We start from the raw sequence: 18,621 nt of genomic DNA on the forward strand, positions 1-18,621 counted from the left end.
ATTATTTGTTTATAGTCTCTTGTTCAAATAGATTAATATGTTCATTGCGAAGGATATGTTTTTGGATTTTTCCTGAAGAAGTCATTGGGAATTCCTTTAAGGTAATGACTTTTTTAGGAACCTTATATCCTCCTAATTGCTGCTTACATAATTGAATGATTTCTTCCTCTGGTATCTCTTCGTTATCTTTTGAAATTACGAAGGCTGTAAGTGCTTCTGTCCAGTGTTCGTGCGGAAGTCCCACAACAGCAACATTTTGAACCTTAGGATGCTGAAAAATACTCTTTTCCACCTCAATGGACGCGACGTTGACACCACCCGTTTTCACCATATCCTTCTTCCTGTCAGCAAACCATAGGATAGAATCTTTGTCAAAATATCCATAGTCCCCGCTATGGAACCACCCATTCGCAAAGGCTTCATCTGTTTTTTGAGTGTCGTTTAAGTAACCTTCCATTGTTTGTGGACTACGATAAACAATTTCCCCTACTTCATTTTCTCCGAGTAATTCACCCTTCTCATTCATAATTCCCACTTCCACGTTAACCGCTGGAGTTCCGACTGCGCCAGACTTTATTAATTGGTGCTCAGGGCGAAAAACCGTAGCAACTGGTGCCATTTCGGTTTGGCCAAAAAGAAGAGCGAAATCACATTTGAAGACATTATGTGCGCGCTGAAGTTCATAATCTGGCATAGGTGCCATCGCATACACACATAATCTCAGTGAGGTTAAATCATAATCTACTCTTTTTGGATGGTCTAGTAAGGCACGGTACATCATCGGCAGACCAAATATTTGGGTTGCTTTTTCTTTTTCTATTAAGGACATTAATGTTTCAGGTTCAAACTTTTTCAAGATAATCGTCGTTCCGCCTGCAAGGAAAACAGGTGTTGAAATCGCATTTAGTTGTGCAGTGTGGAAGAATGGCAGCATGGCAATCGAAATATCCTGGTCCGTAAACTTTAAATCAAAAGCTGTACCCAAGGTATTAAAATAGACAGCAGTATGACTGCTCATCACTCCTTTTGGGTTGGAGGTTGTTCCGCTGGTGTATAAACATTGCATTAAATCTCGATCATTTACCTCACAGAGAACCTCTGAGTCGTCCTCTGCACTCCAGAGGGGCTCCCATTCATGAAAACGCTGGTTATGATTCGTTATTTTACTACAGTCATAGTCACCTATAACGATAACCTCTTTAAGGGATTCACTAGCTGGCATTAAATTAAGAAATGAGTTTTCTACTACAACAGCTTTGCAATTAGAGTCTTTTAGGATATATTCTATTTCATTCGAGAGTAAACCTGTATTAATGGGAACAATGGTAATTCCTGCTTTTGCACATGCAAAGTAGGTTAGGATAAATTCAATGGAATTACTGGAGAGTATTGAGAGTCGATCGCCTTTTTCAATTCCAATCGATTGGAAACCCCTTGCCACTTTGTTAACCCATTTGTTCAGCTCTAGATAAGACACTCTTGTGTCGCCTTCAATAACAGCTATTTTATTTGGGTATCTTTTAGAGCTTCTCTTTAAAATATCTCCCATATTAACGCGATGAATTAAGTTAAAATCTAACGACATGCGCATCCCCCTCTTATTCAAAAATAATCCATATTAAAAGGTTTTGACGTCTAATAGCTCTCTTGCAATAATCAAGCGTCTAACCTCTGAAGTACCTGCACCAATTTCATAGAGTTTTGCATCCCGGAGATAACGGTTTACAGGATAATCCAGCATATAACCATACCCGCCATGAATTTGAACAGCTTCTAACGCTGTCTTTGTTGCGGTTTCAGCTGTAAATAGAATGGCAGAAGCTGCCTTTAACGTGACCTTTTTTCCTTTTGCAGCCTCTGATGCAGCCTCATAGGTTAATAGTTTCGCAGCACGTAAGTTTGTGTACATATCGGCAATTTTCGCTTGGATTAGCTGGAAGTTAGCAATTTCTTTTCCAAATTGACTTCTTTCCTTCGAGTATTTCACTGATTCTCTAAAAGCCGCTTCTCCAATGCCCAGTGCTAATGCTGAAACCACGACTCTTTCAATATCTAAGCCGCCCATCATGACTTTAATTCCTTTATTCACTTCACCTAAGACATTTTCCACTGGAACACGGCACTCATCAAAGATTAACTCTCCTGTAGCAGACCCGCGATTTCCCATTTTTTCAAGCCGTTTCGAAACGAAAAATCCTGGATAGCCCTTTTCAACTATAAAAGCAGTGATTCCGTGAGCACCTTTATCCTTGTCTGTTTTTGCATAAACAATCAAGACATCCGCAATGGGACCATTGGTGATAAATGTTTTACTGCCATTTAAAATGTAATAATCGCCATCACGTCTAGCAGTCGTACTCATCCCAACAGCATCTGAACCCGAACCAGGTTCTGTTAAGCCGAGTGCACCAATTAAATCCCCGCTGCACAGTCCAGGAAGATACTTTTCTCTTTGAGCCTCATTTCCATTATGATAAAGATTGTGTGAACATAAATTAGAATGGGCAGCATAGGATACTGCTATCGCTGCACTATATTTAGAAATCTCTTCTGTCACCATCGCTTGTTCAACCGGTCCAAGTCCTGTCCCGCCATACTCCTCAGGAATGGTTACACCCAATACGCCTAATTCACCTAGCTTTTTCCAAATCCAATTTGGAAACTCGTCTGTTCTATCCATTTCTTCAGCAATTGGTGCAATTTCTTTCAATACAAAATTCGCAACCGTTTTCCTTAAAAATTCCAATTCTTCTGAAAATTCCACTTATTATCCCTCCGCTAAAATAATCCGAAATGAAATTTCCTCTCCATTACACTTATCATTCGATATAAGATTCCTCATATCCTCTAAAAAAGCACAATATCCAGGATACTATTAAACATGCAACAACCATGCCAAGTATTAATTAAGCTAATGGTCAATAGAATGTTTATAAGATTAATGTCGAGTGTTCATTTTTTATACAACTACGTAAATTAATTAAACAATCGTAAATGTACATACACATTTTTCTTTATCACTGTCAAAAATTTATTCCGAGTATTCCTACTACTAAAGAATTACTATGTTACCCTTGTACCTGGATCCTTTATGTATTAATGGTTATTACCTATATCATAAATGTACAAATTGGATTCGGCTTATCCATGAACATTTCTTGGATTGGCGCTGCCATACTGATTGGGTTATTCTTCCGTGCTGCTAAAAAAGCACGAGCAAATAATCTACCGCTTGAAGAGGATGTTACTGGTTGGAAGGCAGCCTAATGGCTTTGTAGCCATATTTAAAGTCTATAATCGCTATAAGGATTAAAGTGTACGCAGCCGTGTGCACTTTTTTTGTAATAATAATTCAACATATTCTATTTTCCATTCTCATAAAATGGACAAGGAGAGGTAGTCCAAAGAGGGGGAATGAATGTGGAGATCACGACTGTACATTTGAGGATCCATTTCTACTAGTTATGAAAAAAACATTGCTGACTTATTTTTGTTTATTATTAGGAGCAACCCTGCAGGGTATTGCAATGTCTGTATTTCTATTTCCACATTCAATACCATCTGGCGGCGGTGCTGGACTCGCCATCCTAATCAATCATTTTTTCCCTCTATCACTTGGGTTTTCATTATGGCTAGCAAATGTTGTCTTTTTATTATTTGCTCTCCCCTATTTTGGATTTACCTGGACCTTTCGCACAATTATTTCAGTTGGCATTACCGCTATGACGGTAGGTTATATAACCACTAACTATCCTCATCCACATATTAATATTTTTATCTGTATTGTGGCTGGGAGTATTGTTTTTGGCTTTGGGGTCGGCTTACTAATTCGTGCAGGGGCATCTAGTGGCGGGATGGTCATTCCATCGTTAATGATTGCCAACTACAAACAGTGGAGCCCTGGAAAAGTAATGATGGGGATTAACTTTATAATCTTTTTACTAACTGCTCTTGTCATTGATTATAATATCGTATTATATGCCATCATTTGCCAATTTTTCTCAACCAATATTATTGATTATATTTATGATTTTAAACTCCATAGGATAAGCTTCTTATCAGCGAATTGGAGAAAAAGATAAGAAGATCCCTTATAGAATCTTCTTATTTTTTAAATATATTTTTATATTTTCAACTGATTGTTCAATCGTCATTTTATCTGTTTCAATGACAATTTCAGGTTGATACGGAGTCTCATATGGTGAAGAAATCCCTGTAAACTCGGGGATTTCTCCCTTTCTTGCTTTTTTATATAACCCTTTTGGATCCCTATTTTCACAGACTTCTATGGGGCATTTCACAAAGATTTCAATAAATTCCCCTGCTTCATACATCTGACGAACAAGCTCCCTATCTTCTCGAAATGGAGAAATAAAGGCAGATGAAACAATTAGGCCGCTGTCAACAAATAGCTTTGCTACTTCCCCAATTCTCCGGATATTCTCTTTTCGATCTGCTGGTCGAAAACTTAAATCACTATTTAATCCATGACGGATATTGTCACCATCAAGTACATAGGTTCTAACACCCTCATGAAACAACGCACGGTCTACTGCATTTGCCAAGGTAGATTTCCCTGACCCTGATAACCCTGTAAACCAAAGGACACAGCTTTTATGCCCATTGATAAGATGGCGATCTTTTTTGGTAACACTTGAGTGATGCCAAGTAATGTTATGTGAAATTTTCATTTTCTACACCCTTTAGTTTTTGGTATAAACATCCTTCATACCTTGGATAAGAATATCAATTACTTCTGGCCGGCTGAATTCCTTCGGCGGATGTACACCGTTTTTTAACATCGCTCTTACCTTTGTACCCGATAAAATGACATGATGATGGGAATCATGTGGACATGTTTTTTCCGAGGCCATATTCTCGCATTTTTTACAATAAAAGCTATGTTCAAAGAATAGGGGTTTGATTCCTAGCTCCTCTTCCTTAAATGCACTAAATATTTTCTGTGCATCGTAAGTGCCATAATAACTTCCTACTCCTGCATGGTCTCTACCCACAATAAAATGTGTACATCCGAAATTTTTCCGTACAATAGCATGAAAAATGGCTTCTCTTGGTCCAGCATAACGCATAGCTGCAGGGAATACAGATAAGAAAACCCGGTCTTTTGGATAATAATTATCGAGTAAAATCTGATAACTTTTCATTCGGATGTCACTTGGAATATCATCCGCTTTTGTCTCCCCTACCAACGGATTTAAGAATAGGCCATCGACAATTTCTAATGCCGTTTTTTGTATATATTCATGTGCTCGATGAACAGGATTTCTTGTTTGGAACCCCACGACCGTCTTCCAGCCAAGATTTCTAAATTTCTCTCTTGTTTCGATTGGATCTAAGTAAAAACTTTCAAACCCGCTCTTTTTAATCCTTTTTACCATCGTAATGGGACCAGCAAGATAGAGTTCATCCCTAGCAAACAGTTTTTTTACGCCAGGGTGTTGCAAATCAGTTGTTTTATAAACCATTTCGGCTTCTATCTTTTTATCAGGAATATAGATTTCCTCCACATTCATCACACCATATACGATTCCATCCTGAATAAGGTTAATGGTTTCCCCTGCCTTAAGTTCAATTGCTTTATTTTTATCAATCGCTAATGTAATGGGTATTGACCATGGGAGTCCATTGGAAAGCCTCATATTTTTTACAACTGATTCATAATCTGCTTTTCCCATAAAGCCTTCCAAAGGGCTATAAGCTCCATTTGCAATTAACTCCAAATCACTTAATTCTAAATTATCAAGTATTACACTATTACGGGATATTTCGCTTGAAAAATTTAGGTTTATCCGATTTATTAATTTGCCGCCATGCGGTACACTTTCACTCACAATTTTTCCCTCCCAATGCCACTGAATCATCTATAAGGCTGTAGACCATATAAAAAGACATAAATTATGATTCATGGAGTCCGCATTCCGTTTTTGATTGGCCAGCCCATCGGCCAGCACGAGAATCCATTTGATTTGATACACGGTTTGTACATGGGGCACACCCGATACTTGGGTATCCATTGTCATGTAATGGATTATAAGGCAGCTTGTTTAAGTGAATATAAGTCATGATATCTTCTGAGGACCAATGTATGAGGGGACAAATTTTTATTTTTTTGAATTTATCATCTTTATTAATGTACTGAGTATTGCTCCGTGTGGGGGATTGTTCTCGCCTTAAACCAGAGATCCATGCATTTGCCCCCTCTAAGCCCTCCTTTAGGGGAACCACCTTTCTCATATGGCAGCAAAGATTTGGGTTATGTTTCCATAACTCCTCACCATACCATTTTGCTTGGTCCTCCAACGAATTCTTCGGTTTTACCATGTTGATTTGTAAGGAAGGATATCGAGTTTTTACTTTTTCAATTAATTCATATGTCTCTGGAAAATGTAGTCCAGTATCAAGAAAAAGGATTTTTGCCTTTTTATTAACCTTCGAAATTAAATCAATTAAAACGATGCCCTCTGCACCAAAACTGCAGGCATAGACAATTTCATCTTTATATTCACGATATGCCCACTTCAAAACATCCAAATAGTCTGGCTGGATATCCATAAAGGATTCTATCTTTTTTTGATCCCATCTATCATGCGTCAACATCTCAGACAAACCTCAGCCCTCCATTTCTCTTTGCGCCGCTTTAGATTTTAAAAATCTAAAGTGATGCATGCATTATTAACGACCTCTATCTTATTCATATTGTTAATATCGCCGCATTGGGTGTATGAAATCACAGCTCTTATCCAAGAACCATGACCAAATGCTAAGATATTAGAATACTCTTTATATTTATCTAAAAACACTACAATTCGTTTTTCGAAATTCTTTAAACTCTCACCCAGTACTAATTCTTTCGGATTTTCCAACCATATTTCCCCATGCTTTTCTATCAGCTTCTTCTTTGGTACTCCTTCAAAGGGTCCAAAATCTAATTCGTCCAATAATCCTTCTGTTTCGTATTGATATCCATAGAGATTTGCTGTTTGGTGGGTTCTTTGTAATGTACTTGCTAATATGATGTCAAATGGTGCCAACTTTCCAAGTATTTTCCGATTCTCAGCAATTTCCTTAGATAGTTCTTCAGAAACCTGCGAAAGTTCGATATCCTTCCGCCCTTGAAGCCATGTATTTTTATTCCATTCCGTTGGAAGGTGTCTGATTAAAGTAATTGGCATTCATCTTCCTCCAAATAAAAGGTTTCACTCCTAAGTCCACAGCGTTGTGTTTCCAATACTAATACATCTTGAAGTTTTACATTTCCCAAATTAACGTTTGGTCCAATTTCTTTAATAAAATACATTTGATGTTTAGGTGTAGGTGCTTCAAATATTATTTTTTTACTATCGATATCTTTTAATAATTCTTGAATCAAATTTAATTTAATGGTGCCGCATTTTTCATATATGCCAGAAGTTCCTGAATCCCTTCCTTCTGTTATTACATAGTCACAACCTGCATTTAGTAAAAAAGTTATTTCCTGCTTCCATTCTGATATGGCCATTTCCTTATTAGAATCTTTTGATCCAACCTCAGCTATGACATGGAAATCCCTCTTAATCTGGGAGATCATTTGGAGGCGTTCTTGAAGAGGAATATCCAGTGTTCCATTTGATATTTCAATCCATTCAATCCCTAAATCACGTAAATGCGTTAAATATTCAGGGATTTTATTTTGATAAAAGCATTTTTCGAATAATGTTCCTCCACAATAAGGCTTTATCTTATGCTCCTTATAAAGTTCAATTTTCTTTCTTAAATTTGGAGTCACATAGGCAGAACCAATTCCTATTTTGGCAATATCAATGAGATAACCATAATCGGATAAAATATTTTTCAACTCACCTATTGGGGTTCCGAAATCGATTACCGAGGTCAAACCATACGTTCTATTTCCTGACGTCCTTTCTGGAAGTATTAAAAAATCCATATAAAAAGCGCCTCCTCTTTTTTTCTAGGATAGATTATTCATAATTTAGGTGAATGTGTAGATATTAGGCTATAAAAGGAGAAATTAGGCATTCGTCCTGTATAAACTCTCTCGTCACATCAAACAATAAAAAGGCTATTCTCACAGTTAGGGGTGTACTTCATTGCCAAAGCAAAAACATAATGGTATGACGATATTTGCAATCGGTTCAATCCCGCTCATACTAGTATTAGGAAACTCGATGCTTATTCCAATTCTTCCTAAGATGAAATCAGAACTCGATATTTCTCAATTTCAAGTCAGTATGGTTATATCAGCATTCTCAATTGCTGCTGCCATTTCTATACCTGTATTAGGCTATTTATCAGACCGGTTTTCACGTAAAGCCATTATTGTCCCTGCTCTTATCCTGTATGGAAGCGGAGGTTTATTAGCAGGTGCCGCTGCTGCTTGGTTTGATAATTCCTATACGTGGATACTTGCAGGAAGGATCATGCAGGGAATGGGTGCTGCAGGAACAGCACCCATTGCAATGGCCTTAACAGGGGATTTATTTAAAGGTGGAGAACAAAGTAAAGTCTTAGGGTTAGTGGAAGCTTCCAATGGGTTTGGTAAGGTGATCAGTCCTATTATTGGATCCCTTTTAGCCTTACTCTTTTGGTATGCTGCATTCTTTGCTTTTCCGATTTTTTGCCTTATTTCCTGCCTGTTAACCATCTTCTTCATAAAAGAAAAAAAAGCAAAAAAGGAGCCGCCGCCGGTTGGAAAATATGTAAAAGGGCTAGTGTCTGTTTTTAAAACAGAAGGACGCTGGTTATTTGCCGCCTATTTAACAGGAGCTACCTGTTTATTCACTTTATTCGGCATTTTATTCTACATTTCCGACATATTGGAAAAAGATTATCAAATTGATGGTGTGTTAAAAGGGAGTATCTTAGCCATTCCACTTCTAGTTATGACCATCACATCTTATATAACGGGAAGTAAAATCGGTAAAAAGATGAAGCTGATGAAAACATTAATTATCTTAGGATTATTGCTTATGACCACTTCATTTGCATCACTAATTTTCTTTAAAAATTTAGTTCCCTTTTTTTCAGTCCTAGCCATTAGCAGTGTCGGGACAGGACTTGTCCTCCCCTGTATTAATAGCTTTATTACTGGATCCGTTCCAACAGATCGGAGAGGATTTGTTACCTCCCTCTATGGCTCTGTTCGATTTTTAGGAGTTGCAATCGGACCCCCAGTATTCAGCTCACTAATGGAATGGTCGCGATCAGGTATGTTTTTAATCACCGCTGGTTTAACGTTGTTTTGTGCCCTGCTTTGTATGGTACTTATCCATGTTGCAAAAACAAAACCATCGGAAGAAAATGAAAGTGACACATTATTTGAAAAATTACAATTCACCTAAGAGATGCTGCCACTAAAGGAGTAGATAGATTTGCAAATATATTTTTCACCTGAGGTAATTACCCCTCAATATCAGGTTTTAAACGTTGTAAATTCAAAGAACAAAGGTGTAGGAAACGTAGCTTTTCTATTTGATGAAAAAAAGCTTTATGTATATGGAATCTTGGAGGATGAAGAAGTCGGTGCCGATTTTAAAGATTTGGTCACTCCCTATATAAAAGGGTTAGCTAAGGCAAAACCTGGGCTTGATATTCTCTCCTGTTTGTATGTTGGCTGTAAAAAAATAAAGCTAAAGGAAGAAGAGGACGAGAAAGAGGGTTAAAAATACAAGAGGACGGCATTTGCCGCCCTCTTTAATTTGGGTCTGGGCAGTAGTAACAAGGCTTTTAACCACTTCATAACTTATTGGTAGCTAGTTAGACAAATATGGAGTGTGTGGCCTAATGAGTATAGGAATCATTCTAATGGGGCTATTAATCGGATTTATGGTTGGTTTGACAGGTGTTGGAGGAGCAGCACTGTTAACGCCAATCTTAATATTATTAGGATTCAGTCCGTCAATAGCAGTAGGAACAGATCTGGTTTATAATTCTATCACCAAGTTATTTGGTTCTTTTCAACATTGGAGGCAAAAGACGATCAATCTTACCTTGGTGAAATATCTTGCTATTGGAAGTATTCCAAGTGCTATATGTGCAGTTTGGATTCTCCATCTGTTTGACTCATTTTTCCATAACCAAGAGCTAGTAATCAAACATGCTTTGGGATACGTTTTAATTTTAGTGGCATTGACTACATTAATTAAAACATTTGCTATAAGTAAATTAGATGAAAATCCTCTTCAAAAGAAGCCAATTCATGAGAAGCGCGGTTTAACCATTTGCATTGGAGTTATTTTAGGCTTTATTGTTGGTTTGACTTCAATTGGTTCGGGTTCATTGTTTGCCTTAGCGATGCTTTATCTATACAGAATGAGTCCTTCAGAACTGGTCGGAACGGATATTGCACATGCTTTTCTATTAGTTACCGCCGCAGGATTTATGCATGCTGGAATTGGAAATGTTAATTATTTATTGGTTTTTAACCTGCTAACAGGTTCAATACCAGGTGTTCTTATAGGTAGCACCTTATCATCCAGACTCCCAGCTAAACCATTAAGAACGATTATGGCAATCATGATTTTGATTAGTGGTGTTAAGCTCATTTAAAAAAACACGGTCACAGCCGTGTTTTCTTCTTTTTCAAAAATGAAATTGAAAAAAACCTGTCCTTCACCTAAAAATTCAAACATATACTGTTTGAAGAAATGGTTTGTTCAGGAGGTCGTTATGTTTATTATTATTGAAAAAGTAGTACTTGGAATGGCTTTTTTACGATTAATATCTGGAAGTATCGAAATATTTGCAGCCATATTAATGATTAAATTTAATACAGTAGAAAAAGCCCTTATGGTTAACTCTTCTCTTGCACTTATAGGTCCTATTATCTTAGTTTTAACTACCTCAATAGGCTTATTAGGAATAGTTGAAAAAATATCGATCATGAAATTTGTATGGATTGCTCTGGGAGTAAGTTTTATTCTTGTAGGGGTGAAGTCTTAACCGGTTAGATGAAATTTTTGCTGCTTTTATATTTATAGAACAAAAGCCTATCGCTCAGTGATAGGCTTATTTAACTGCTTGCCTTGTTCTGTCCTGCGTGTGCAGCATGCTAGCACGTGTATTCTTAAGCGGCATTGGTGTCCGGGCAAGCATTATCCGAAAATCCCGTGGATTAAACGGGATAAACGGGTACAAATAGGGAGTATTCATGCTCTTTGTTCTGACAAGCAGGATAATCCACAAAGTAATCCCTATTACCAGGCCTGGTACATTTAATAAAGCGACCATAATTAAAAAGAAAACACGGAAAATACGATTTGCAAGGCTTAATTCATAACTAGGCGTTGCAAAGGTCCCGATCGCCGCGACTGCAACGTATAGGACAACCTCATGTGTAAAAATCCCCACTTGCACTGCCACATCCCCAATAATAATTGCAGAGACGATACCAAGTGCTGTGGCGAGTGCGTTCGGTGTATGGATGGCAGCCATCCGCAATATCTCAATCCCCACTTCGGCAATCAGAAATTGCCAAATCAAACCAATCTCCCCTTGTTCTTTCAACCCTATAAACTTCCAGCGGTCTGACAATAATTGTTCATTGGTTGCATACGTATACCAAAACGGTAAAAGGAACAGTGAAGCAAAAACGGCAATAAATCGAGCCCATCTTAAGAAGATCCCCACTATCGGCTTTTGACGATACTCCTCAGCATGCTGCAGATGATGCCAATAGGTCGAAGGACAAATCATCACACTGGGAGACCCATCCACAACAATCAGCACATGTCCTTCCATTAAATGAACTGAACTCGTATCAGCTCTTTCTGTGTAACGGACAAGTGGATATGGGTTATAATTTCGACCAAAAACAAATTCTTCAATTGTTTTTTCACCCATTGAAATTCCATCTATAGAGATTTTCTCAAGCTTGTCTCTCAACATCTTTACATGTTCAATATCAACAATACTATCTATGTACACAAGGGCAATATCTGTTTTTGACCGCTCGCCGACCTGAACATATTCCATGATGAGGGACCGGTCACGCACACGCCTGCGAATTAATGCCAAATTAAAAACAATCGTTTCAACAAAACCATCGCGCGGTCCGCGTACAACCCGTTCAATATCCGGTTCTTGAGGAGAACGAATCGGATATTCACGAGAATCAATCAGAATGACTTGTTTACCGCCTTCGACGACGACAGCTGTCTGCCCTGCAAGAATTTGGGCGATAACTTCTTCTAAATCTTCAGAGGTATTTACCTCCACATGAGGAATAAAGCTTTTAAAAAGCTTATCAATTGGATCATCTCCAAAATCCTCATGTTTCCGCTTCTCGATTTCCTTCATAATTAGGAGCAGGATATTGGCCGCAGCGAATCCATCAATCAAAAACATCGCAAACTTCAGCCCGCCATATTCTAGTGGTCGATGGATGACGTCAAAGTTTTTACCTATCCGTAACTCTTTTATTAAATAATCAACATTATCTTCAAACTTTTCTTTTACTGGAATTTGAGTTCCTTTTTGTCCCAAACTTGCCAACTCCTAAAATTTTCATATTGGTATTTTGCAGCAAGTTTGGGTGTTATATACTCCTTCAAGATAAATATAGTAAAAAAACAAAATAAACCATTGGTTATACTCTTATAGTGTTTATTTATTCAAATAAAAACTTTTCAATCGTCTTTTGTATTTCATTTTCTGTATAAACAAATGAAATTTCACTGCCATCTTTTAAAGATGGCAATTGACCAATAGATTCTTCCGTTAATTGGAATGCTATCTTTTCTCCCTTCATATCCACTTCTATAGTATGGGGATCGATTTGTCCGACAAGCACACCTGATGCTTTCGTATATAACGATTGTTCAACGATCAAATCGGTTACCACCCTTGCCTGTTCTTCCTTGGCGGTTAAAAATACTTCAATACGATAACGACCATTATAAAGATCAGAAATGGTAAATGAGTTTTGAATCTCTTGATTATTCTCTAACGTCATCTCGCTGATTGCCTGTGTTGACATGACTTCCTCAGAGTAATGTTTGACTTTTTTTCCTTCTTCATCAAAAACAATAAAATCAGCCTGTAGTCCACTTGAAAACGATAGTTTTTGAGGTTCACCCGATAAATTTTTCACTTTGTAATCAATAATGATAGAATTGTTTTCTTCTTTTGTTTCAAGTGACGGATGAAAGCTTGCAACAATTTTATTTTGTTTTGGGTACTCTGTTGGGTTCTCTTTTTTCACACCCTCACCGTTCCCGTTTGTATTATTTCCCGTACCACAGGCGCTTAATAGTCCAGTTACTAATACAATCATCATCATCTTTCTATATAGCATAAATGAAAATCTCCTTTTAATCGAATTACCTTAATAGTCGATTAAAAGGAGATTGGAGTTACAATATTATCTGTTTTTTTATAGAAAGATTTTGAACTTTTAACTATAATCCACCAAGGTAAGCTTTTTTGATTTCTTCACTTGCTTGTAACTCTGCGGCTGTTCCTGAGATTACTACCCTGCCTGTTTCAATTACATAGGCACGGTCTGCTACGGATAATGCCATATTCGCATTTTGTTCCACCAGCAAGATAGTAGTTCCATCTTGGTTGATTTTCTCAATGATTTGAAAAATCGTTTTAACCATTAACGGAGCCAATCCCATTGAAGGTTCATCCAGCAACAGCAGCTTAGGCTTCGCCATAATCGCTCTTCCCATCGCCAGCATTTGCTGTTCTCCTCCAGAAAGTGTTCCCGATAACTGCTTTCGGCGCTCTTGCAATCTCGGAAAAAGCTCGTAAACACTTTGAATATCTTTGCGGATTCCCGTCGCATCTTTTCTTAAATAAGCACCTAATTCCAGGTTTTCCTCTACGCTCATATTGGCAAACACACGGCGTCCCTCAGGTACATGAGAAATACCAACTTTCACAATAGACTGTGGGGCCTTACCTGAAATCGAATTGCCTAAATACTCAATGCTCCCAGACTTTGGTTTAAGAAGCCCAGATAAAGTCTTAAGAAGAGTACTTTTTCCGGCACCATTCGCACCAATCAGGGTCACAATTTCTCCCTCATTGATTTCCAAAGAAACGCCCTTAAGAGCTTGAATATTTCCATAAAAAACATCAATTCCATTCACGTTAAGCATGGGCACTCGGTACCTCCTCTCCTAGGTAGGCTTCAATTACTTTTGGATGATTACGAATCACATCAGGTGTCCCCTCCGCAATCAATTGTCCATGGTCTAACACATAAATTCTTTCACAAATCCCCATAACCAATGCCATGTCATGTTCAATGAGGAGAATCGTTAAATCAAACTGATTTCTGATGAATGCGATTAATTCCATTAGCTCATGTGTTTCCTGTGGGTTCATCCCCGCTGCAGGCTCGTCAAGGAGCAATAATTTTGGACCCGCAGCCAATGCCCTGGCAATTTCCAATCTACGTTGCTGACCATAAGGTAAATTCTTCGCCTTTTCATCTTTATAACGATCCAATTGAAAAATCTTTAAAAATTCTAGTGATTTTTCCTCCATTACCTTTTCCTCTGAGAAATGGGAAGGCAGGCGAAAGATGGAACTTAAAATAGAATGCTTCGCTAAAGAATGATAAGCAACTTTCACATTATCTAATACAGATAATTCGCTGAAAAGGCGGATATTTTGAAACGTACGACTTATTCCATTTCGTGTTACTTGGTATGGAGCAAGCCCATTCAGTCTTTTGCCATCGAACAAAATGTCACCCTCTGTCGGTACATATACACCCGTTAACAAATTAAAGCTCGTTGTTTTCCCTGCTCCATTCGGACCAATCAAACCGATCAATTCACCCTGATTAAGTTCCATATTAAAGCCTGAAACCGCCTTTAAACCGCCAAACTGTATCCCTGCATTTTTAACCTGCAGTAAAGCTCCCACGTTAAATTCCTCCTTTCGCACTTTTCTTTTTACCAAAGAAATCTGTAATCTCACGTGTACCCATTAATCCTTGAGGGCGGTACAGCATGACCACCACTAATACCACACTATAAATAATCATTCGAGTCTCAGGATATTGCTGCAAGTACGTGGATATAACCGTTAAAAGGATTGCAGAAATCACAGATCCAGATAAACTGCCAAGTCCGCCTAAAACAACGAAAATTAAGATATCAAATGATTTTAAGAAACCAAAGTTAGTTGGCTGAATAATATAAAAATTATGAGAAAACAAACCGCCGGCAATACCTGCAAAGAATGAACCAATAGCGAAAGCAGCAACTTTGTAAAATGTCGTGTTGATTCCCATTGCATCTGCCGCAATTTCATTTTCCCGAATCGCTATACACGCTCTTCCATGCCGCGAGTTGGTAAAATTCGATATCACTAGAATCGTGATGACGAGGCATACAAATGCGCTTGTCCAAGTCGTCATATTAGAAACCATCATACCGGCAGCGCCGCCAACATACTCAATATTTAAGAATACAATTCTAATAATCTCACCAAATCCAAGTGTCGCAATAGCCAGGTAATCTCCTCGCAGTCTTAATGTAGGTATGCCGACAAGCAGACCTGCTAATGCTGCTACAATTCCTCCGATGATGATCGCTAACACGAAAGGCAATTCGAATTTCATCGTGATAATCGCAGATACATACGCCCCCACAGCAAGGAAACCAGCATGTCCAATTGAAAATTGTCCAGTAATCCCAATTACCAAGTGAAGACTCACTGCTAAAATAATGTTAATGATCATTAATGTCAACATATTGCTATAAAAAGCATTTAATATCCCTGTTTGAATTAAGGCTTGGCCTATTCCATATATAACGACTGCTAAAATGAGAAATAGCCAGAATTTAGTTGCTTTTTTCATCTGTCTATCCCACCTACACTTTCTCTCTTGTATTTTTACCAAAGATGCCTGTTGGTCTAAAAATTAGGATAAGAATTAATATGATAAACGCTACTGCGTCTCTCCATAAGGAAAATCCTAAAGCACTTACGATTGATTCAACAACCCCTAAAATAAGACCGCCGACCATGGCTCCTGGGATAATTCCGATTCCACCTAGTACAGCCGCAACAAACGCCTTTAATCCAGGGATAATTCCCATAAGTGGTTCGATTTTTGTATAATAGACACCAAAAATGACACCTGCTGCCCCAGCTAAAGCAGAACCAATCGCAAATGTATAGGAAATGGTTCTGTCAACATTAATACCCATTAATCTCGCTGCATCGATGTCATGTGATACTGCTCGCATTGCTTTACCGACCTTTGTACGGTGAACAATAATTTGTAAAATAATCATAAGGCCAAGTGACACAGCCAGGATAAAAAGGGACTGACTGTTAATTTGTGCCCCAAACAAGTTAAATGTTGTACTCGGTAATACATTGTCAGGATATGCCTCGGGTTGGGCTCCTCGGGCGTAAATCACACCGTACTCAATTAGCAGTGACATTCCTATTGCTGTAATTAAGGCAGCAATTCTAGTCGCATTTCGAAGACGCTTATAAGCAATTCTTTCAATCAATACTCCAAACACCGCACAAAACGCCATTGAGAATAATAATGCTGGAAAGAAGCCCAGCCCCCATCCCTTAATCGCATAAAACCCGACGAACGCACCTACCATAAAAACATCACCATGAGCAAAGTTTATTAATTTTATGATCCCATAAACCATGGTATAGCCTAATGCGATTAAGGCATAAATGCTTCCGAGTGAAATTCCGTTTATCAATTGTTGTAACCACTCCATTGTTCTCACTCCTACTATTTCCAGAATTAACTTTTAAAAAAGTAAAATGGAAGGATGATCCTTCCATTCTACTTAACTAGTACTTTTAAGGATTAACTTTTGTATTAAATACTTGTTTACCATCTTTATATTCTAGAATGGTAGCTGTTTTTATTGGATGATGATTTTTATCAATGGTTACTACTCCTGTAACAAGGCTTAAATCTTTTGTTTTCGCTAGTTCTTCCTGAATCTTACTTGAATCAGTGCTTCCAGCACGCTTAACGGCATCCGCTAGGAAGTAAACCGTGTCATAACCAAGTGCATTGAAGGCATTAGGTGCTTCACCTTTGTTCTTATCTTTAAATGCTGTTACAAAGTTCTGAACCTTTTCATCTGGATCTTCAGATGAGTAATGATTAATTAGGTAAGTATTATTTAATGCTTCTGCTCCTGCTAAATCAACTAATTTAGGAGAATCCCAGCCATCAGCACCCACTAATGGAACATCGATTCCTAATTCACGAGCTTGCTTTACAATTAAGCCAACCTCTTCATAATACCCAGGGATAAAAATGAATGATGGATTTTTTGATTTGATTCGAGTTAATGTCGCACGGAAGTCTGTATCCTTTGCTACATATGCTTCTTCGGCGACCACTTTTCCACCTGCAGCTTCAAACGTTTCCTTGAAGGCATCCGATAAACCTTTTGCATAATCACTTGAGTTATCAGCAAAAATTGCTGCATCTTTAATTTTTAAAGTATTTGCTGCAAAATTAGCTGCCACTGTTCCTTGGAACGGATCAATAAAAGAAGTACGGAAAACGAATTCTCTTACTTTCCCTTTTTCATCTACAGTAACAGTAGGACTTGTTCCGCCTGGAGCTATTAGAACCGTTTCTGTGTCGTTCGCAATCTGAGCTTGTGCAACTGTGTTACCACTCGTTGCTGCTCCAATAACAGCTGTTACCTTGTCTTGGCTTGTTAACCTGATAATGCCGTTTGTCGCCTCTGCTGCATCAGATTTATTATCCACCTTAACGATATCAAACGTTTTACCATCGACACCGCCATTTTTATTGATTTCTTCAACAGCCATTTCGATCCCTTTCGCCATTGATTCACCATAGGACGCAACATTACCTGAAAGCTCTAAATTCACTCCCAATTTAATGGTATCTGAATTGCTGCCCCCTGAACCTTCTTTCGCTCCTCCTGCACATCCTGCTAATACCCCAGCAAAGATGGTAGAAGCCATAAACACACTCGCTAATTTCTTTTTCATAGTGTTTTCCCCCTTTGATTGAATTTTCTGATACTAATAAACAAAGTTTAGTATCTTTTTAGACCCTATGATATTAGTTTATCGCCTAAATTAATTAACATAAGTTATTGTAGTACTTTTTTCATTATTAGTCTAGTATATTATTTCAATATTTCAGAAATTTTTATTTTTTATAAAAATTAAAGCGCTTTCTTGTTGTTGCAGTGCTTTTTACTGAGTTTTCATGAAAAATAATTTTTTTGATTTATGTAAAAGACTGCTTAACTATTATTCCAAAAAATGTATTTATGTTATGACATACCATTTTGATGTATGCTTTAGTTCCCTTCTTCGGTTTAATTCTAGCTTGGAGGGAATCAAAAATGTAATTTGGTTCCCTTCTTCGGTTTAAATCTAGCTTGGAGGGAATCAAAAGCGTGGACTAAGAGCTATTCGTTACCGTTTTCTCAAAGAGTTTGCAGCATGGGCACGAATAGCTGCTATTCCTTACCGTTTTCTCTAAAAGTGACACCGCACGGGCACGAATAACTCCTATTTGTTACCATTTTCAGTAGAAGTACAGCAGTGAGGGCATGAATCTCGATCCATCATTTTATTTACAAACTTTTGTCCTTTTGAGAAACA

General features: G+C 37.9%; 19 protein-coding genes. 5 read left to right on the top strand and 14 right to left on the bottom strand.

Annotated features, from left to right (window positions below):
* Nucleotide 1 precedes the first annotated feature (1 nt).
* Together CHI06_RS25460 and CHI06_RS25465 are read right to left on the bottom strand one after the other, a co-directional pair.
* Nucleotides 2–1,585 (bottom strand): AMP-binding protein, encoded by a 1,584-nt coding sequence (locus tag CHI06_RS25460; RefSeq protein WP_218833118.1) that lies wholly within the window; start codon nt 1,583–1,585, stop codon nt 2–4.
* A gap of 33 nt (nt 1,586–1,618) precedes the next feature.
* Entirely contained in the window at nt 1,619–2,764 is a 1,146-nt protein-coding gene (locus tag CHI06_RS25465; protein WP_218833119.1) for an acyl-CoA dehydrogenase family protein, read from the bottom strand.
* A 763-nt stretch (nt 2,765–3,527) separates the two neighbouring features.
* Between CHI06_RS25465 and CHI06_RS25475 the strand changes: the two genes are divergently transcribed.
* Nucleotides 3,528–4,082, top strand: a complete 555-nt coding sequence (locus CHI06_RS25475) for a YitT family protein (RefSeq protein ID WP_373558172.1) — start codon at nt 3,528–3,530, stop codon at nt 4,080–4,082.
* Between the two features lie 9 nt (nt 4,083–4,091).
* On the opposite strand, the gene cysC is transcribed toward CHI06_RS25475, so the two are convergent.
* The 5 genes from cysC to CHI06_RS25500 form a co-directional block, all read right to left on the bottom strand.
* Complete coding sequence (cysC, locus tag CHI06_RS25480; RefSeq protein WP_179292785.1) at nt 4,092–4,691, bottom strand: adenylyl-sulfate kinase; 600 nt, start codon at nt 4,689–4,691, stop codon at nt 4,092–4,094.
* Nucleotides 4,692–4,703: 12 nt separating this feature from the next.
* The gene (gene sat, locus CHI06_RS25485; protein WP_095251443.1) at nt 4,704–5,852 is read right to left on the bottom strand and encodes a sulfate adenylyltransferase; all 1,149 of its coding nucleotides are present in this window, start codon (nt 5,850–5,852) and stop codon (nt 4,704–4,706) included.
* Between the two features lie 64 nt (nt 5,853–5,916).
* On the bottom strand, nt 5,917–6,618 hold the full coding sequence (locus CHI06_RS25490; RefSeq protein WP_095251467.1) for a phosphoadenylyl-sulfate reductase: 702 nt from the start codon (nt 6,616–6,618) through the stop codon (nt 5,917–5,919).
* Nucleotides 6,619–6,665: 47 nt separating this feature from the next.
* On the bottom strand, nt 6,666–7,193 hold the full coding sequence (locus tag CHI06_RS25495) for a histidine phosphatase family protein (protein ID WP_095251445.1): 528 nt from the start codon (nt 7,191–7,193) through the stop codon (nt 6,666–6,668).
* On the bottom strand, nt 7,178–7,945 hold the full coding sequence (locus tag CHI06_RS25500) for a phosphosulfolactate synthase (protein WP_095251446.1): 768 nt from the start codon (nt 7,943–7,945) through the stop codon (nt 7,178–7,180). Before CHI06_RS25500 ends, CHI06_RS25495 begins: the two co-directional genes overlap by 16 nt.
* Before the next feature lie 187 nt (nt 7,946–8,132).
* Here CHI06_RS25500 and CHI06_RS25505 point away from each other — a divergent pair, with 187 nt between their 5' ends.
* From CHI06_RS25505 to CHI06_RS25520, 4 genes are all read left to right on the top strand, one after another.
* On the top strand, nt 8,133–9,359 hold the full coding sequence (locus tag CHI06_RS25505; protein ID WP_257009453.1) for an MFS transporter: 1,227 nt from the start codon (nt 8,133–8,135) through the stop codon (nt 9,357–9,359).
* A 30-nt stretch (nt 9,360–9,389) separates the two neighbouring features.
* Complete coding sequence (locus tag CHI06_RS25510; RefSeq protein WP_095251450.1) at nt 9,390–9,680, top strand: hypothetical protein; 291 nt, start codon at nt 9,390–9,392, stop codon at nt 9,678–9,680.
* 121 nt (nt 9,681–9,801) lie between these two features.
* Nucleotides 9,802–10,566 (top strand): sulfite exporter TauE/SafE family protein, encoded by a 765-nt coding sequence (locus tag CHI06_RS25515; RefSeq protein ID WP_095251451.1) that lies wholly within the window; start codon nt 9,802–9,804, stop codon nt 10,564–10,566.
* 120 nt (nt 10,567–10,686) lie between these two features.
* Nucleotides 10,687–10,959, top strand: coding sequence for a YqhV family protein (locus tag CHI06_RS25520; protein ID WP_095251452.1), 273 nt, complete (start codon nt 10,687–10,689; stop codon nt 10,957–10,959).
* Nucleotides 10,960–11,025: 66 nt separating this feature from the next.
* Here CHI06_RS25520 and CHI06_RS25525 read toward each other — a convergent pair whose 3' ends face one another.
* From CHI06_RS25525 to CHI06_RS25555, 7 genes are all read right to left on the bottom strand, one after another.
* Nucleotides 11,026–12,501: a spore germination protein gene (locus tag CHI06_RS25525; protein WP_095251454.1), complete on the bottom strand. Its 1,476-nt coding sequence runs from the start codon at nt 12,499–12,501 to the stop codon at nt 11,026–11,028.
* Between the two features lie 124 nt (nt 12,502–12,625).
* Nucleotides 12,626–13,312 carry a BsuPI-related putative proteinase inhibitor gene (locus CHI06_RS25530; protein WP_095251456.1) on the bottom strand — a complete coding sequence of 229 codons (687 nt, stop codon included), beginning with the start codon at nt 13,310–13,312 and terminating at the stop codon, nt 12,626–12,628.
* A 103-nt stretch (nt 13,313–13,415) separates the two neighbouring features.
* Nucleotides 13,416–14,123 (bottom strand): ABC transporter ATP-binding protein, encoded by a 708-nt coding sequence (locus tag CHI06_RS25535; protein WP_095251457.1) that lies wholly within the window; start codon nt 14,121–14,123, stop codon nt 13,416–13,418.
* Nucleotides 14,116–14,898 carry an ABC transporter ATP-binding protein gene (locus CHI06_RS25540; protein ID WP_095251459.1) on the bottom strand — a complete coding sequence of 261 codons (783 nt, stop codon included), beginning with the start codon at nt 14,896–14,898 and terminating at the stop codon, nt 14,116–14,118. The genes CHI06_RS25535 and CHI06_RS25540 overlap by 8 nt, the downstream gene beginning before the upstream one ends.
* A 1-nt stretch (nt 14,899) precedes the next feature.
* Nucleotides 14,900–15,838: a branched-chain amino acid ABC transporter permease gene (locus CHI06_RS25545; RefSeq protein ID WP_095251460.1), complete on the bottom strand. Its 939-nt coding sequence runs from the start codon at nt 15,836–15,838 to the stop codon at nt 14,900–14,902.
* Nucleotides 15,839–15,851: 13 nt separating this feature from the next.
* A complete protein-coding gene (locus CHI06_RS25550) occupies nt 15,852–16,730 on the bottom strand; it encodes a branched-chain amino acid ABC transporter permease (RefSeq protein WP_095251462.1) in 879 nt (292 codons plus the stop codon).
* 85 nt (nt 16,731–16,815) lie between these two features.
* Nucleotides 16,816–17,997, bottom strand: coding sequence for an ABC transporter substrate-binding protein (locus tag CHI06_RS25555; protein WP_095251464.1), 1,182 nt, complete (start codon nt 17,995–17,997; stop codon nt 16,816–16,818).
* Between the last annotated feature and the right edge of the window lie 624 nt (nt 17,998–18,621).

Source organism: Bacillus sp. 7884-1 (assembly GCF_002272245.1).
GTDB lineage: Bacteria > Bacillota > Bacilli > Bacillales > Cytobacillaceae > Neobacillus.

Coding starts and splice junctions, on each gene's coding strand:
- CHI06_RS25460 (WP_218833118.1), bottom strand. CDS start 1,585: ATGTCGTTAGATTTTAACTTAATTCATCGCGTTAATATGGGAGATATT.
- CHI06_RS25475 (WP_373558172.1), top strand. CDS start 3,528: ATGTCTGTATTTCTATTTCCACATTCAATACCATCTGGCGGCGGTGCT.
- cysC (WP_179292785.1), bottom strand. CDS start 4,691: ATGAAAATTTCACATAACATTACTTGGCATCACTCAAGTGTTACCAAA.
- CHI06_RS25490 (WP_095251467.1), bottom strand. CDS start 6,618: ATGTTGACGCATGATAGATGGGATCAAAAAAAGATAGAATCCTTTATG.
- CHI06_RS25495 (WP_095251445.1), bottom strand. CDS start 7,193: ATGCCAATTACTTTAATCAGACACCTTCCAACGGAATGGAATAAAAAT.
- CHI06_RS25500 (WP_095251446.1), bottom strand. CDS start 7,945: ATGGATTTTTTAATACTTCCAGAAAGGACGTCAGGAAATAGAACGTAT.
- CHI06_RS25505 (WP_257009453.1), top strand. CDS start 8,133: ATGACGATATTTGCAATCGGTTCAATCCCGCTCATACTAGTATTAGGA.
- CHI06_RS25515 (WP_095251451.1), top strand. CDS start 9,802: ATGAGTATAGGAATCATTCTAATGGGGCTATTAATCGGATTTATGGTT.
- CHI06_RS25520 (WP_095251452.1), top strand. CDS start 10,687: ATGTTTATTATTATTGAAAAAGTAGTACTTGGAATGGCTTTTTTACGA.
- CHI06_RS25530 (WP_095251456.1), bottom strand. CDS start 13,312: ATGCTATATAGAAAGATGATGATGATTGTATTAGTAACTGGACTATTA.
- CHI06_RS25535 (WP_095251457.1), bottom strand. CDS start 14,123: ATGCTTAACGTGAATGGAATTGATGTTTTTTATGGAAATATTCAAGCT.
- CHI06_RS25545 (WP_095251460.1), bottom strand. CDS start 15,838: ATGAAAAAAGCAACTAAATTCTGGCTATTTCTCATTTTAGCAGTCGTT.
- CHI06_RS25550 (WP_095251462.1), bottom strand. CDS start 16,730: ATGGAGTGGTTACAACAATTGATAAACGGAATTTCACTCGGAAGCATT.
- CHI06_RS25555 (WP_095251464.1), bottom strand. CDS start 17,997: ATGAAAAAGAAATTAGCGAGTGTGTTTATGGCTTCTACCATCTTTGCT.